Here is a 14,424-nt window from a genome sequence, read left to right on the forward strand (position 1 = left end):
TACTCACTCCTCAGACATCCAAGTACGAAGAAGCTTGGCGAACTCTTCTGGATTACTCTCTGCCAATTTCTCCAACTGTTTCTTCTTGACGGCACCTTCGCCTCGCTCTTCCAAGTCGAGATCGGGTACTTCGTCTTCATACGGTACTTCCCATTCATTCGTTTCCGAAACCGGTTGCTGATTCCGTCTTCGCATGGCGAAGAATAGAAGTGCGAGCAAGACGACGGCACCAGCTGCGGCTGCATACATCCACCACGCTGTCGGCTGTTCTGCCACTGCCGTTTCTTCCGTTTCAGCGAACGGTCGTGACACGACGACGACTTTCTGTTCGAGTTCCGCTTCTGTCAACGCCTCGCCCGTTTTAGCGAGCGACGTCCGGATGATTGAATACATCATCGTCTCAAGGTCGCCCTCAAGTTGCGGGTCGATTGCTTGAGCGCCGTCTGGCGGCTCGACGATCAATTGAACACCGAGGTCACGGATCGTGTAGGGGGCGTTCTGAATTTGTTTCGTGATGCGATTGACCTCATAGTTGATGATTTCATGGTTTTTTTCGCTTTCTTCTTCCCCGGTTCCAGTGGCAGCCGGGAAGTTGACGGTATCGTTCTCGCCGGTCCCTGCCGCTGCTGCCGCACCGGTACCCCCCGTATACGCTTCAGCGATCCGTTCAGCAGACGTCACAATCCCTTCCATCGTATCCTCGTTGACCGGGGTTACCAGGTTTTGCTCTTCTGCCGATTGGGTCGTGTCGATGTCGGCCGTGACCGAGACGAGCACGCTACGTTCTCCGAGTAAGACCGAGAGCATTTGTTGAATCTGTTGACGTACGTCTTTCTCGACTTGGCGCTTCAATGCTAACGGGTCGGTCGAAGTCCCACCGGCCATCGTCGATTGATCCAAATCGTAATACGTGAAATATTGGTCCATGACCGAGATGTTCTCCGGTTTTAAGTTCGGAACACTCTTACTGATCAAATGATAAAGTCCTTTGACCGTCGCCGGCTCAAGATTCGTACCTGCTCCTAAATTTAGGACGATCGAAGCCGTCGGCTCCCCTTGGTCTTCGGCCAAGAACACCGATTTCTCCGGAAGCGAGATAATAACTTTTGCTTGGTTGATTCCTTCGATTTGTGTAATCAAACGTTCGAGTTCGGTTTGCATCGCGCTTCGTTCGATGACTGCCATTTCTCGATCCGTCGTTCCAAATCCGGCGTTCTCACTGAAGAAGCTGTAATCGATCGCGCCTGACTTTGGAATCCCGGCGGCTGCCAAGTTAACTTTCAATTGGTCGACTTGCTCGCTCGGCACGTAGACGCTGACACCGTTCGATGTCGCTTTGATTTCTGACTTCACCCCATCAGCCGTCAGCTTTTCTGTCACTTCTCCGGCCTCTTGGGCCGAGAGGTTCGTGTAGAGAGGAGCCATGTTCGGGCGCGAGAGCCAAACCGTCAAGAGCACCGCGACGACAAGTATGCCGACGATGACTATGCCCCAAATGATTTTACGTTTTGTTTGCATCGCCTTCAGTGGGCCGGCCAGTGAGCTGAATTGTTCTTTTAACTTATCATTCATCGCAACTCGTCATCCTCTTCATTAAACTTGCATTCGCATCATTTCTTGATAGGCCTCAACCGCTTTATTTCGCACCTCAATGGCGAGTTGCATCGCAATCGACGACTCTTCGCTTTGGATCATGACTTGGTGAAGATCGGCTTTACCGACGGCGAGGTCTTTCCGTGCCGTACTCGTTGCCTGTTGAACTTCATTGAGCGACTGCATCGCTTCATTCAAATATGACCCAAACTGAGACGGTGTCTCTTTCACTGTCGGCAGAGCCGCGGTCTGGTTACCGATTAATTGAATCGGGTTAATTTGCATAGTCTGTCACTCCTTATCCTTTACCGATTTCGAGCGCTTTGACGAGCATCGCTTTTGACGCATTCATCGCTGCAATGTTCGCTTCATATGATCTTGTCGCACCTGTCAAATCAACCATTTCTTTTAACAGGTCGACGTTTGGCATCTGAACGTATCCCCGTTCATCCGCATCCGGGTGACTCGGGTCATATGTGAGTTTGTAAGGACTTTCGTCTTCGACGATGCCTGAAACTTTGACGCCTCCGCTCACCGCCGACAGCTGTTGACGAAACGGCGCTTCTTGGAGCACCGTCATTTTCCGTGTATACGGCTGCCATTCCCCATCGACAAGTTTGCCGCGAGTTGTCTGGGCGTTCGCGATGTTCGCCGACACCGTATCCATCCGAAGGCGCTGAGACATGAGTGCCGAAGCGGATATGTGAAAACTATCGAACATACCCATAATTAACGTCCTCCTCTAATAACGGTTTTAAGTCCACCGAGTCGACGGTTCAATTGTTCCATCATCGCCTCATACTGCAGTTGGTTACGGGCCAGTTCACTCATCTCATAATCGAGATCGACACTGTTCCCGTCACTTCGCATCGCTCCTCCGGCCCGGTCAACGATTTTCGTTGCACCACCGCGGTCACTCGGACGGCCACCGGCTAACTTTAGGCGCATCTCGTTGCTTAACGTCTGTTCGAACACAGCCTGTTTCGCTTTAAAGTTCGGCGTATCGATGTTCGACAAGTTATGACTGATCACTTTTTGATTCATGACCGAATGATTGATCGCTTGCTTCATTAATTGATAATCTGTGCCGATCCAATTCATGCGTCTCACTCACTTTCACTTAAAAGAATGCATGTATATACCTTATTTGGAAATTCTACTACTTCATTGAAACAAATCTGTAACAGTTCTGAAAGATATTTTTATTAAAACAGGTAAATGGTATCGTCTGTTTTTGTCGAATTCACGACATATTCTGAAAATAATTACTTTTGCACTAAAAAAAGACGCCCTTTTTCACAAAGGGACGCCTTTTTGCAACTAAAGTCCTAATTGATAGGACTTTTAGCTATAATCTAACGGATATTCGCTCGATTTTAATTTGATTTCAGCTTCTGCAATTCAAACAAGAAGTTATCATTTAATATCTTGATATACGTTCCTTTCATTCCGAGCGAACGTGACTCGATGACGCCAGCGCTTTCAAGCTTGCGCAACGCGTTGACGATCACAGAGCGAGTAATTCCCACTCTATCGGCAATTTTGGAAGCAACTAACAGGCCTTCATTACCCCCAAGTTCTTCAAATATATGCTCGATTGCTTCAAGCTCTGAATAAGACAACGAATTGATCGCCATTTGGACAACGGCTTTCTTGCGCGCCGACGCCTCTGCTTCCGCTGCTTTCTCACGGAGGATCTCCATTCCGACGACTGTCGCGCTATATTCTGCGAGGACGAGGTCGTCTTCAGTGAACTCGTTGTTCAGTCTGCCGAGAACGAGTGTACCGAGTCGTTCCCCGCCACCGATGATCGGGACGATCGTCGTCATTGAATCAAGGAACAGCTCACGGTTCTCGACCGGGAACGCCGTATACTCGCTATCGATGCCGATATTTTCCGTCGTCTCTTTCACGTTGAACAAGTTCGATGCGTACGGTTCAGGGAACTGACGATCGACTAGGAACGCCTTCATCCGCTCGTTCTCAATCTGTTGTTTAATGGCGAAACCGAGCAAGCGACCGCGACGGCTCACGATGAACGTGTTCGCTTCGAGTACTTCACGCATCTTATCTGCCATCTCTTTAAAGTCGACGTGCGCGCTCGCCTCTTGCTGAAGCATCGTGTTCAATTGACGTGTTTTATCTAGTAAGTTCATAATTCTAATTTTCCTCCCTGTATGTGCATACAGAATTCTTATAAAATAAATTGACTAAGGTCTCGATCTTCCGCGATCGAGCCGACTTTTTCTTTCACATACGCCGGTGTGATCTCGACGTGTGTTTGTGGCATGTCGGCCGCCTCAAACGATAAGTCCTCGAGCACGCGCTCCATGATCGTATAGAGACGGCGCGCTCCGATATCATCGGTTTCTCGGTTGACGTGCGTGGCGATCTTCGCGATCTCTTCGATAGCCGAGTGGGTAAATTCGACGCTGATCTCCTCTGACTCGAGAAGGGCCTTGTACTGCTTGATGAGCGCTTGTGACGGCTCCGTCAGAATTTTGACGAAATCTTCCTCGGTCAGGCTACTCAACTCGACACGGATCGGGAAACGACCTTGCAGTTCAGGAATCAGATCTGACGGCTTCGCCATATGGAAAGCACCTGCCGCGATGAATAACACGTGATCCGTTTTGACGGGACCATATTTTGTGACGACGGTCGAGCCCTCGACAATCGGCAAGATGTCTCGCTGCACACCTTCACGAGAGACGCCAGCATGGTCTTGTGACTTCGTCGCGATTTTATCGATCTCATCGACGAAGATGATGCCCATCTGTTCGCTGCGTCGTACGGCCTCGTCATGTACTTCATTCATGTCGAGCAAACTTTCCGCCTCTTCGGCAACGATGAGCGGGCGAGCCTCTCGAACCGGGAGCTTCCGCTTCTTCCGCTTTTTCGGGACGATTTGGCCGAGCATGTCTTGAAGATTCGATAAGCCTTCCATCCCTTGTCCTTGAAACAAATCAACTGTCTGTTTCTCTTCAAGGTTGACTTCGATCAATCGCTCTTCGAGTTCGCCGAGTTCAAGCAACTTACGTAATTGAGACCGATCAGTCGATTGATCGTCCGTCGGTTCTTGCGTCTTCTGTCCTTGACCGCCAAACAGCGCTTCGAACGGGTTTGCGGCTGTCGGCTCAACTTTAGCCTTACCTTGCAGTGCATCGAGAATACGTTCGGTCGCAGCGGCTTCCGCTGGTTCCTTCACGTCTTCTTTCTTTTCTTCCTTCACGAGGCGCACCGAGTCTTCAACAAGGTCTCGGACCATCGATTCGACGTCCCGTCCGACGTATCCGACTTCAGTGAATTTTGTCGCTTCGACTTTCACGAACGGGGCACCGACGAGCTTGGCAAGACGTCTCGCGATCTCCGTCTTCCCGACACCGGTCGGACCGATCATTAAAATGTTCTTCGGTGTGACTTCGTCGCGTAAGTCAGCACTTAGCTTCTGGCGACGGTAACGGTTGCGCAGTGCAATCGCGACCGCACGTTTGGCATCTTTTTGCCCGATGACGAACCGGTCTAGCTCAGCTACGATTTGACGTGGTGTCAATTCACGTTTCATTCTGTATCGCCTCCGATCGTTTCTACGATAACTTGGTCGTTCGTATAGACGCATAATTCACCGGCAATCTCTAGGGCGGCGCGAGCAATCTGTTCGGCTGTTTTCTCCGGTGAGTGACGTACGAGAGCGCGTCCCGCTGCTAGCGCATAATTCCCACCTGAACCGATCGCAAGGATGCCATCGTCCGGTTCGATCACTTCGCCGCTCCCGGACACGAGTAAGAGATGTTCCGCATCCATGACGATGAGAAGCGCCTCGAGCTGACGAAGCATCTTGTCGCCACGCCACTCTTTGGCGAGTTCGACTGCCGCTCGCGGTAAGTTCCCGTTATACATCTCGAGTTTTGATTCAAACTTTTCAAATAACGTGAACGCATCGGCCACGCTACCGGCAAAACCGGCCACGACTTTCCCGCCGTATAACCGTCTCACTTTTTTAGCCTTGTTTTTCATGATGACGGCGTTGCCAAACGTGACTTGCCCATCTCCGCTCATCGCACATTTTCCGTCGTGCCGGACTGCGAAAATAGTTGTTGCATGAAACATAGAATGACCCCCTACTTTCTCGGATGTGTGGCTTGATAGACCGCTCGCAGGCGTTCAGTCGATACGTGTGTGTAACGACCGGTCGTCGATAGTGACTCATGTCCGAGCAACTCTTGGACGGCACGTAAATCGGCCCCGCGTTCGAGCAGGTCGGTCGCAAAACTATGACGTAACGAATGCGGTGTTAACGGTTTTTGAAGTCCGCCGAGTTTCCGGAGTCGCTTCATCACGTAACGAATTTGGTCTGTTGTCACTCGATTCCCTTTTTGACTAACGAATAATGCCGTTTCGTGTGCCGCGGCGCAGTTTTGCCTTACCTCAAGGTAATGCTCCAACGATTCGACGGCAAATTGCCCGAGCGGGATGTAACGTTCTTTCTTGCCTTTCCCGATGACATGAACGAATGAGAGCGCCGCATCATATGACGATATGTCCATGCCACAAAGTTCGGCGACACGCATCCCGGTCCCGTACAACACTTCGACAAGCGCGACATCACGTGCCCGCAAGAACGGGTCGTCTTGGCCGTTTGCCGTCATGAGCAGGTGTTCGACCTCGCTCGGTACGGCAAACGTCGGCAGCGTCTTGCGACGTTTCGGCGACGTCAAGTCATGAAACAGCGGTTCACTCCCGGTTTCTCGAGCCACAAATTTCCCGAACTGTTTGAGGCAGGAGATTTTTTGGGAAACGGTCGTCGTCGCCGCTTCATTCTCGTAAAGGACATATAAATAACGCCGCGCCGACTGCACATCAAATGGCTCTTGATGTGTCGATTGGCAATAAGCGGCGTACTGTTCGAGTGTTTGTTCGTAAGAGCGTTTCGTATGAGGCGACAGTCTTCGTTCGACTTGGCAATAGCGTAAAAATGATTGTTGATCCTCAGCGAATCCCATCCTCTCGCCCCCTTGCTTTCAGCTTAAAAACGCATGTTCCCGTCAAATCGAAATTAGCATAGCATACAGAATCAGAGGTGACAATAGAAACCCCTTCAATAATCTGAAAATTTTCAAAGTATTGCACAAATTACACAATTGAAATTTAAATTCACAAAAAAAGGAACCAAAAATTGGCTCCTTTCCCTTAAATCTCTTTATATTGCTGAATCGTCTCAAGGGCACGATTCGCATAGCGCTCATAGCGTTCTTGCTTTTTCATCTTCTTCGGCGCATCTTCGAGCGACGGCACGAGACCGAAGTTTGCATTCATCGGTTGGAAGTGCTTCCCGTCTGTCGTCGTGATGTAATGCGCCATCGAACCGAGCATCGTCTCGCGCGGGAGGACGAGCAGCTCTTCACCGGCAACCATCTTCGCCGCGTTGATTCCGGCGAGTAGTCCTGACGCGGCTGACTCGACGTAGCCTTCGACACCGGTCATCTGACCGGCGAAAAATAGCGTATCGCGAGTACGGGCCTGATACGTCGGTTTCAACAGGCTCGGTGAATTGATGAACGTGTTCCGGTGCATGACACCGTAACGGACGATCTCCGCATTCTCGAGACCTGGGATCAATTGAATGATCCGTTTTTGCTCGCCCCACTTGAGGTGGGTTTGGAACCCGACCAAGTTATAGAGCGTTCCGGCCGAATTGTCTTGGCGGAGTTGGACGACCGCAAACGGACGTTTACCTGTTTTCGGGTCTTCGAGTCCGACCGGTTTCATCGGTCCGAACAAGAGCGTCTTCTTCCCGCGTTGAGCGATCACTTCAAACGGCATGCAGCCTTCGAAGTAAATCTCTTTCTCAAACTCTTTGAGCGGTACGACTTCGGCTTTGACGAGCTCTTCGTAAAACAGATTAAACTCTTCTTCCGTCATCGGACAGTTGAGATAAGCCGCCTCGCCTTTGTCATAACGTGACTTCAAGTAGACCTTCTCTCGGTCGATCGTCTCTCCGTCTAATATCGGAGCGGCCGCATCGTAGAAGTATAAATAATCTTCACCGGTGAAAGCTTTCAATGAAGCAGACAAGTCAGGAGACGTGAGCGGTCCCGTCGCCATGATGACGATCCCGTCCGGAATCTGTTTAATCTCTTCGTTGTGTACCGTCACGAGCGGATGATTCTTGAGCGTGTCGGTGACGAAGCCCGCGAAGTCGTGACGGTCGACGGCGAGGGCGCCACCGGCCGGAACGCTTGCCGTATCCGCCGCTTTCAAGATGAGCGAGTCGAGTGTGCGCATCTCTTCTTTTAACACACCGACCGCATTTTGAAGTCCGTTCGCCCGAAGCGAGTTCGAGCAGACCAGTTCAGCAAACTGATCCGTATGGTGCGCCGGCGTCTGTCGGACTGGTCTCATTTCATACAAATCGACTTGAATCCCGCGTTTTGCGAGTTGCCAAGCCGCCTCGGAGCCGGCGAGGCCCGCTCCGATCACAGTTACACGTTGCTGCAAGGTTAATCCTCCTCTAACTGATGTACCTCGGTATGGGTACAGTTCGTGCATTGATATTTGACGCCATCTTTAATCTTTTTCTCAACCATCAACTTACCGCATTCAGGACACGGTTTCGCGACCGGTTTGTCCCATGAGACGAACTCACAGTCTGGATAGTTCGAGCAGCCATAGAACAGGCGACCTTTCTTACTGCGGCGCTCGACGACTTGTCCGTCTTTACAGTTCGGGCACGGGACGCCGATTTCGACTTGAACCGGCTTCGTGTTCGTACAGTTCGGGAATCCAGAACAAGCCATGAACTTGCCGTACCGTCCCATCTTGATGACCATCGGCGAACCGCAGATCTCACAATCGATACCGGCTGGCTCGTCTTTCACTTCGATCTTCTCAATTTCGGATTCGGCCCGTTTCAAACGTTTCTCGAATGACCGGTAAATCGGGGCAACGACTTCCGTCCACTCGACTTCTTCATTGGCGATCGAATCAAGAAGCGTCTCCATGTCGGCTGTGAACTGTACCGTGATGAAGTCGTTAAAGTACTCATCGATCATCTCGATGACAAGTTCTCCGAGCTCGGTCGGAATGAATTTTTTCTCTTCAAGCACGACGTAACCGCGCTTTTGGATCGTGTCGAGTGTCGGCGCGTAAGTCGACGGACGACCGATGCCGAGCTCTTCCATCGCTCGGACGAGTCTCGCTTCACTGTAACGCGGTGGTGGCTGGGTGAAGTGTTGCTTCGGCTCGACCGTCTCGAATGCGACCATGTCGTCGACTTCAAGCGGCGGAAGCAATCCTTCCCGCTCTAAGTTCGTGTCTTCGATATCGTCGTCTTTTGACTCGATATACACTTTCATGAAACCTGGGAATTTGACGGTCGATCCGTTGGCACGGAAAATCATGCCGTTCGATTCGACGTCGATTTTCACCGTATCAAGAATTGCTGGCGCCATTTGACTCGCGACCAACCGTTCCCAGATGAGTTTATACAATCGGAGTTGATCCCGTGACAAGTACGCCTTCATCGAAGCCGGGTCACGTAACGCCGACGTCGGCCGGATTGCCTCGTGGGCATCCTGTGCGTTCGCCGCTTTTTTCTCTTTCTGCTTTTGAGAGGCGACGTACTCTGCACCAAACGTCGATTCGATATACGATTTCGCTTCGTCTTTCGCCAAGTCAGAAATTCGTGTCGAGTCGGTACGCATATACGTGATCAACCCGACAGTCCCTTCTTTCTTACCAAGGTCGATTCCTTCGTAAAGCTGTTGGGCGAGCATCATCGTCTTCTTGGCGCGGAAGTTCAGTTTCCGGGCCGCATCTTGTTGGAGTGAACTTGTCGTGAACGGTAGCGATGCGTTACGCTTCCGCTCTTTCTTCGTGACATCGATGACTTTGAATGACTCATCGATCGTCTTGAGGACGGCGTCGGCATCCGCTTCCGTCTTCAACTCCATCTTTTTCCCGTCTTTTCCGTAGAACGATGTCTCAAACGTCTCACCCTCATGGTTGAGCATCAGTTTAATCGTCCAGTACTCTTCCGGGTCAAAGGCGTTGATTTCACGTTCGCGGTCGATGATCATTTTGACAGCGACGGATTGAACACGACCGGCTGACAAACCTTTTTTGACTTTCTTCCATAACAACGGGCTCATCCCGTATCCGACAAGACGGTCGAGAATCCGTCGCGCCTGTTGGGCGTCGACGAGATCGTGATTGATCTTGCGTGGATGTTTAAATGATTCTTTAATCGCATCTTTTGTGATCTCGTTGAAGACGACACGACATTCTGTCGTTTCATCGACGCCGAGGGCACGGGCTAAGTGCCAGGCGATTGCTTCCCCTTCGCGATCCGGGTCAGCCGCGAGAAAAATTTTCGTCGCTTTTTTAGCGGCCGTCTTCAGTTCTTTTAACACTGGGCCTTTTCCACGGATCGTGATGTACTTCGGTTCAAAGTCATGTTCAACGTCGACACCGAGTTGACTTTTCGGTAAATCGATGACGTGACCCATGGACGCTTTGACCGTGTAGTTTGATCCTAAATAACGTTTAATTGTCTTTGCTTTCGCAGGTGATTCGACGATCACCAAATATTTTGCCATACATCTGCTCCCCTTTTGGAGGTCATTTAAATCCCTACCATAATATTCATGTTACCGACCGTTTGTCAACGTGCAATCATCGCACCATTCAAAATTTGGTCGGGATTCGTCAAAGGAATCGCTCCTTCTTCAATCAATTTATTCGGTCCTTCCGCTAACGGATCGAGCGGACTTCCCGGCACCGCAAACACCGTCTTGCCTTGCTCGAGCGCATGACTCACCGTATTCATCGTCCCGCTCTTTCGTCTCGCTTGGACGACGACGAGCCGGTCGCCTAATCCACTGACAATTCGATTTCGTTCTAAAAATTGAAATTTTTTGACAGGTGTTTCCGGAGTATATTCACTGAGGAGCAATCCTTGTTTCGAGATCTGGTCGAACAGTTGGTGATGAACATGTGGATACATGTGCGAAAAGCCGGAACCGAGGACCGCAATCGTCGGTCGGTTCCGCCTGACTGCCAACTCATGAACGAGTCCGTCAATACCGAGCGCACCGCCTGAAATCGATACAGTTTCTTCTATTAAAGGGTGTAAATATTCAACGAGCGGTCGACTGATCCGATTCAATTCACGACTCCCGACCAAAGCGGTCGTTTGTTCTTGTAGTACCTCTAAATCGCCCTGATAAAACAAACAGTACGGAGGGTTGGGGATATGTAATAGCATTCGTGGGAACAATTCGTCCTCCCACGTCAAAAAACGGTCATACGTGACCGTTGAACGGAACGCCCGATTCGCTTTTTTCCATACGTTCGGATGGAACGAATTCCGTTCCGTCAGCCCCGAATTTGATAAGTAATGATGGACGAACTCGACCGGCAAACGTTCTGCCGCAAAACGAGCTATTGTTTGATTCATCACAATCTCCTTTAAAAAAATGAGGGATGCGCGCACCCCTCATTCCGATTGGTCTTACGTCGTCGGTTGTCCCGTGACACAAGCATCATACAGACCTTCATTTTTAAGCACACGGATGAGTGTCTCACCGATGACAGCAGGTGTCTCGGCGACTTCGATCCCGTTTGCGTTTAACGTCTTGATCTTTTCAGCGGCCGTTCCTTTTCCGCCTGAGATGATCGCTCCAGCGTGGCCCATCCGTTTGCCTTCAGGAGCCGTCTGACCACCGATGAAACCGATGACCGGTTTCGTCATGTTCGCCTTGACCCATTCAGCGGCTTCTTCTTCAGCCGTCCCACCGATCTCGCCGATCATGATGACCGCAAGCGTGTCTTCATCTTCGTTGAACGCTTGGAGCGTGTCGATGAAGTTCGTCCCGTTGACCGGGTCCCCACCGATCCCGACCGCAGTCGATTGGCCGATTCCGGCCGTCGTCAACTGATGGACCGCTTCATACGTGAGCGTCCCTGAACGTGAGACGATGCCGACATGGCCTTTCGTGTGGATGTAGCCTGGCATGATGCCAAGTTTCGCCTCACCCGGCGTGATGATCCCTGGGCAGTTCGGTCCGATCAAACGGGCCGGTTTGTCCTCGAGATAGCGGCTCACTTGGATCATGTCGATGACAGGAATCCCTTCCGTGATACAGATGATGAGTTCGATGCCGCTATCAGCCGCCTCCATGATCGAGTCGGCCGCGAAAGCTGGTGGCACGTAGATGATCGATGCGTTCGCACCGGTCGCCTCGACCGCGTCAGAGACAGTGTTAAACACAGGTACGTTGTCGAGTACGGTCGTACCACCTTTACCAGGTGTGACCCCGCCGACCAGTTTCGTGTTATACGCTAGCATCTGTTCGCCGTGGAACATACCTTGTTTCCCCGTGATCCCTTGAATGATCACTTTTGTATCTTGATTCACCCAAATACTCATGTCGTTTCCCCCTTATCGAACGAGTGCCGCGATTTTTTCTGCCCCATCATCCATCGAGGTCGCAGAAGTGATCGCAAGTCCAGATTCATCGAGAATGCGTCTTCCCGCATCCACGTTTGTTCCTTCTAAGCGGACGACGAGTGGCAAGTCGAGTCCGATTTCTTTTGTCGCCGCGACGATTCCTTCGGCGATGATGTCACACTTCATGATGCCACCGAAGATGTTGACGAAGATTCCTTTGACTTGGTCATCCGACAAAATCAATTTGAACGCTTCTGTGACTTTTTCTTTTGTCGCACCGCCGCCTACATCGAGGAAGTTAGCGGGTTCGGCGCCGTAGTGCTTGATGATATCCATCGTCGCCATGGCGAGGCCGGCACCGTTTACGAGACAGCCGATATTGCCGTCAAGGGCGATATAGCTAAGGTCGTGTTTCGACGCCTCGACTTCACGCGGATCTTCTTCCGTCGTGTCACGAAGATCGACGATGTCGGTATGACGATAAAGCGCGTTGCTGTCAAAGTTCAATTTCGCATCGAGCGCGACGACGTTACCGTCTTTCGTCGTGACGAGCGGGTTGATCTCCGCAATCGTGCAGTCCGTCTCGACGTACACTTTATAAAGCTTCATGACCATGTCGCTAAACTTGTTGACGAGTTTAGTCGGCACTTCCATCTTGAAAGCAAGACGGCGCGCCTGGAACGGACGGAGTCCGACGACCGGGTCGACGATTTCTTTATGAATCTTTTCAGGAGTATGTTCAGCGACTTCTTCGATGTCCATACCGCCTTCAGATGAACCCATGATGACAATTCGGCCGATCGAACGGTCAAGCACAAGTCCTAAGTAAAATTCTTGATCGATGGCAGAACCTTCTTCGATATAGAGGCGCTGCACGACTTTTCCTTCAGGTCCAGTCTGGTGCGTGACGAGCGTCTTACCGAGAATCTCTGTCGCGTACTGTTTTACTTCTTCATCCGTTCTGGCAAGTTTGACGCCGCCGGCTTTCCCGCGGCCACCTGCGTGGATCTGTGCTTTGACTACTTTCAATTCACCGTCTAGCTTGGCGGCGGCGGCAACTGCTTCTTCTACCGTGAAAGCCGGATAGCCCGTAGGTACGGCCACTCCAAACGTTCTAAGCAATTCTTTCGCCTGATACTCATGGATATTCATTTAGTTTCCCCCTTAGTCCCCTTTAATATCGGCATATCTATTGTAACGAAAAACTGAAAGCGCTGTCTATCGTTCTTGCTTTAAGTTTTCATCTTTTTTTCACATCTACCCCTAGACATTTTCGATTTTACCTTGTTCCATCTGATAGAGAAACACAAAAAGCTCGGCGATCACTTGATACAGGTCGTCCGGAATATGCTCTTCGATCTGTAACGCCGACAGGAGTGACAACAGCGCCGGGTCTTCATGGATCGGGATACCGTTCTCTTGTGCGAGGGCGAGCATCCGTTCGGCGACGAGGCCGCCGCCCTTCGCGACGACGCGCGGAGATTCCATCGATTGTTCGTAAGACAAGGCGATTGCTTTTTTACGGTCCATCATACATGAAAATCCACCTTTCCTAACGGGGCGAACGTCTCGGGGAGCGATTCTTGTCTCACTTCGAACGAGAATCGGGACAGTTCATAGCCGTTCGCTTTGAGCGCACTGCCGAGCAGCGGCTCGTACGCTTTGATGAACGGGGACAAGTCGTGTTGTTCGTTGAATACTTTCACGGTGACGTGCCGCTTTTGAACGAGCAGGTCGATGCCCGTCTCGCCGAAGCGAGGCGTTTCTAGAAATAAGACGATACGGGCATGGTCTGCGTCGATCATCTCGCTTTTCGGGGCCTCAAGCCGGAACCTGACTTGTTCGAACGGTCCTAATTGCGGTATGTGAAATGCTTGGACGACGAACGGCGGCGTCTGGACCGCGTTGAACGTCTCTTGGGCCCGCACGAACTGTTCAAACTTCGGGTCGCCTTTCGCCTTGAACAGTTCCCCGACGAGCTGTTTGACGTCACTTCCGGCCCCGCTCTCGAGCAGTTGCCGTCCCATCGCTTTGACGGATTCCGGTGTCTGGATGGCCTCTTTTGAGAAGCGGCCGAGTTGTTCTAGGAGTAACGTCACCGGTGTCTTCCCGGCCTGGGCCGGTTCCGCCGTAGGCGGCATCACTTTCAGGACGAGTTTCGGCTCGAGCTCGGTGACGACCATCTTGTACGTGACGTTCTCTTTAACGTCTGCGTTCACCCCGACCCGGAACAGTCCTTGCGGCAGTTGCATGACCGCTTCGTTCCCGGGCAAGAGCTGGAGTACCCTGCCGACGACCGTGTTGCCGACGAGCAGCTGACGCGACGTCTGTTCGGTGACTTTGAACGGCAGGACGCCTTGGTGATCGATCCGCATCGGGCT

15 protein-coding genes are annotated in these 14,424 nt (G+C 51.3%); all 15 read right to left on the bottom strand.

The genetic code is table 11. The features are described from left to right. Positions 1 to 3 precede the first annotated feature (3 nt). Positions 4 to 1,572 (bottom strand): flagellar basal-body MS-ring/collar protein FliF, encoded by a 1,569-nt coding sequence (gene fliF / locus EVJ23_RS08345; protein ID WP_131465287.1) that lies wholly within the window; start codon positions 1,570 to 1,572, stop codon positions 4 to 6. A 21-nt stretch (positions 1,573 to 1,593) separates the two neighbouring features. Further along, on the bottom strand, positions 1,594 to 1,878 hold the full coding sequence (fliE, locus tag EVJ23_RS08350; protein WP_016508240.1) for a flagellar hook-basal body complex protein FliE: 285 nt from the start codon (positions 1,876 to 1,878) through the stop codon (positions 1,594 to 1,596). Positions 1,879 to 1,891: 13 nt separating this feature from the next. After that, complete coding sequence (gene flgC / locus EVJ23_RS08355) at positions 1,892 to 2,320, bottom strand: flagellar basal body rod protein FlgC (protein WP_070327498.1); 429 nt, start codon at positions 2,318 to 2,320, stop codon at positions 1,892 to 1,894. A gap of 2 nt (positions 2,321 to 2,322) precedes the next feature. Continuing rightward, positions 2,323 to 2,694 carry a flagellar basal body rod protein FlgB gene (gene flgB / locus EVJ23_RS08360; RefSeq protein WP_131465289.1) on the bottom strand — a complete coding sequence of 124 codons (372 nt, stop codon included), beginning with the start codon at positions 2,692 to 2,694 and terminating at the stop codon, positions 2,323 to 2,325. 275 nt (positions 2,695 to 2,969) lie between these two features. Then, complete coding sequence (gene codY / locus EVJ23_RS08365) at positions 2,970 to 3,749, bottom strand: GTP-sensing pleiotropic transcriptional regulator CodY (RefSeq protein ID WP_016508279.1); 780 nt, start codon at positions 3,747 to 3,749, stop codon at positions 2,970 to 2,972. 38 nt (positions 3,750 to 3,787) lie between these two features. Further along, positions 3,788 to 5,158, bottom strand: a complete 1,371-nt coding sequence (hslU, locus tag EVJ23_RS08370) for an ATP-dependent protease ATPase subunit HslU (protein WP_070327500.1) — start codon at positions 5,156 to 5,158, stop codon at positions 3,788 to 3,790. Next, a complete protein-coding gene (gene hslV / locus EVJ23_RS08375) occupies positions 5,155 to 5,703 on the bottom strand; it encodes an ATP-dependent protease subunit HslV (RefSeq protein WP_070327501.1) in 549 nt (182 codons plus the stop codon). The genes hslU and hslV overlap by 4 nt, the downstream gene beginning before the upstream one ends. A gap of 11 nt (positions 5,704 to 5,714) precedes the next feature. Beyond that, positions 5,715 to 6,596, bottom strand: a complete 882-nt coding sequence (locus tag EVJ23_RS08380; protein ID WP_131465291.1) for a tyrosine-type recombinase/integrase — start codon at positions 6,594 to 6,596, stop codon at positions 5,715 to 5,717. Between the two features lie 187 nt (positions 6,597 to 6,783). Beyond that, positions 6,784 to 8,091: an FADH(2)-oxidizing methylenetetrahydrofolate--tRNA-(uracil(54)-C(5))-methyltransferase TrmFO gene (gene trmFO / locus EVJ23_RS08385; RefSeq protein WP_370252239.1), complete on the bottom strand. Its 1,308-nt coding sequence runs from the start codon at positions 8,089 to 8,091 to the stop codon at positions 6,784 to 6,786. A gap of 2 nt (positions 8,092 to 8,093) precedes the next feature. Continuing rightward, positions 8,094 to 10,190 (bottom strand): type I DNA topoisomerase, encoded by a 2,097-nt coding sequence (gene topA / locus EVJ23_RS08390; RefSeq protein WP_070327504.1) that lies wholly within the window; start codon positions 10,188 to 10,190, stop codon positions 8,094 to 8,096. 65 nt (positions 10,191 to 10,255) lie between these two features. Beyond that, positions 10,256 to 11,050 (bottom strand): DNA-processing protein DprA, encoded by a 795-nt coding sequence (gene dprA, locus EVJ23_RS08395; RefSeq protein WP_236633734.1) that lies wholly within the window; start codon positions 11,048 to 11,050, stop codon positions 10,256 to 10,258. 54 nt (positions 11,051 to 11,104) lie between these two features. After that, positions 11,105 to 12,022, bottom strand: coding sequence for a succinate--CoA ligase subunit alpha (sucD, locus tag EVJ23_RS08400; RefSeq protein WP_070327506.1), 918 nt, complete (start codon positions 12,020 to 12,022; stop codon positions 11,105 to 11,107). A 12-nt stretch (positions 12,023 to 12,034) separates the two neighbouring features. Next, complete coding sequence (sucC, locus tag EVJ23_RS08405; protein ID WP_070327507.1) at positions 12,035 to 13,195, bottom strand: ADP-forming succinate--CoA ligase subunit beta; 1,161 nt, start codon at positions 13,193 to 13,195, stop codon at positions 12,035 to 12,037. 111 nt (positions 13,196 to 13,306) lie between these two features. Further along, on the bottom strand, positions 13,307 to 13,573 hold the full coding sequence (locus tag EVJ23_RS08410; RefSeq protein ID WP_016508266.1) for an EscU/YscU/HrcU family type III secretion system export apparatus switch protein: 267 nt from the start codon (positions 13,571 to 13,573) through the stop codon (positions 13,307 to 13,309). After that, entirely contained in the window at positions 13,573 to 14,418 is an 846-nt protein-coding gene (locus tag EVJ23_RS08415; protein WP_071399590.1) for a hypothetical protein, read from the bottom strand. Before EVJ23_RS08415 ends, EVJ23_RS08410 begins: the two co-directional genes overlap by 1 nt. Between the last annotated feature and the right edge of the window lie 6 nt (positions 14,419 to 14,424).

Origin of the sequence: Exiguobacterium sp. SH1S1 (assembly GCF_004337245.1) — a bacterium.
Lineage (GTDB): Bacteria > Bacillota > Bacilli > Exiguobacteriales > Exiguobacteriaceae > Exiguobacterium > Exiguobacterium aurantiacum_A.

What these genes read in the sequence shown, in the direction of transcription:
- fliF (WP_131465287.1), bottom strand. Translation starts at nt 1,572, where the DNA reads ATGAATGATAAGTTAAAAGAACAATTCAGCTCACTGGCCGGCCCACTG.
- fliE (WP_016508240.1), bottom strand. Translation starts at nt 1,878, where the DNA reads ATGCAAATTAACCCGATTCAATTAATCGGTAACCAGACCGCGGCTCTG.
- flgC (WP_070327498.1), bottom strand. Translation starts at nt 2,320, where the DNA reads ATGGGTATGTTCGATAGTTTTCACATATCCGCTTCGGCACTCATGTCT.
- flgB (WP_131465289.1), bottom strand. Translation starts at nt 2,694, where the DNA reads ATGAATTGGATCGGCACAGATTATCAATTAATGAAGCAAGCGATCAAT.
- codY (WP_016508279.1), bottom strand. Translation starts at nt 3,749, where the DNA reads ATGAACTTACTAGATAAAACACGTCAATTGAACACGATGCTTCAGCAA.
- hslU (WP_070327500.1), bottom strand. Translation starts at nt 5,158, where the DNA reads ATGAAACGTGAATTGACACCACGTCAAATCGTAGCTGAGCTAGACCGG.
- hslV (WP_070327501.1), bottom strand. Translation starts at nt 5,703, where the DNA reads ATGTTTCATGCAACAACTATTTTCGCAGTCCGGCACGACGGAAAATGT.
- EVJ23_RS08380 (WP_131465291.1), bottom strand. Translation starts at nt 6,596, where the DNA reads ATGGGATTCGCTGAGGATCAACAATCATTTTTACGCTATTGCCAAGTC.
- topA (WP_070327504.1), bottom strand. Translation starts at nt 10,190, where the DNA reads ATGGCAAAATATTTGGTGATCGTCGAATCACCTGCGAAAGCAAAGACA.
- dprA (WP_236633734.1), bottom strand. Translation starts at nt 11,050, where the DNA reads ATGAATCAAACAATAGCTCGTTTTGCGGCAGAACGTTTGCCGGTCGAG.
- sucD (WP_070327506.1), bottom strand. Translation starts at nt 12,022, where the DNA reads ATGAGTATTTGGGTGAATCAAGATACAAAAGTGATCATTCAAGGGATC.
- sucC (WP_070327507.1), bottom strand. Translation starts at nt 13,195, where the DNA reads ATGAATATCCATGAGTATCAGGCGAAAGAATTGCTTAGAACGTTTGGA.
- EVJ23_RS08410 (WP_016508266.1), bottom strand. Translation starts at nt 13,573, where the DNA reads ATGGACCGTAAAAAAGCAATCGCCTTGTCTTACGAACAATCGATGGAA.
- EVJ23_RS08415 (WP_071399590.1), bottom strand. Translation starts at nt 14,418, where the DNA reads ATGCGGATCGATCACCAAGGCGTCCTGCCGTTCAAAGTCACCGAACAG.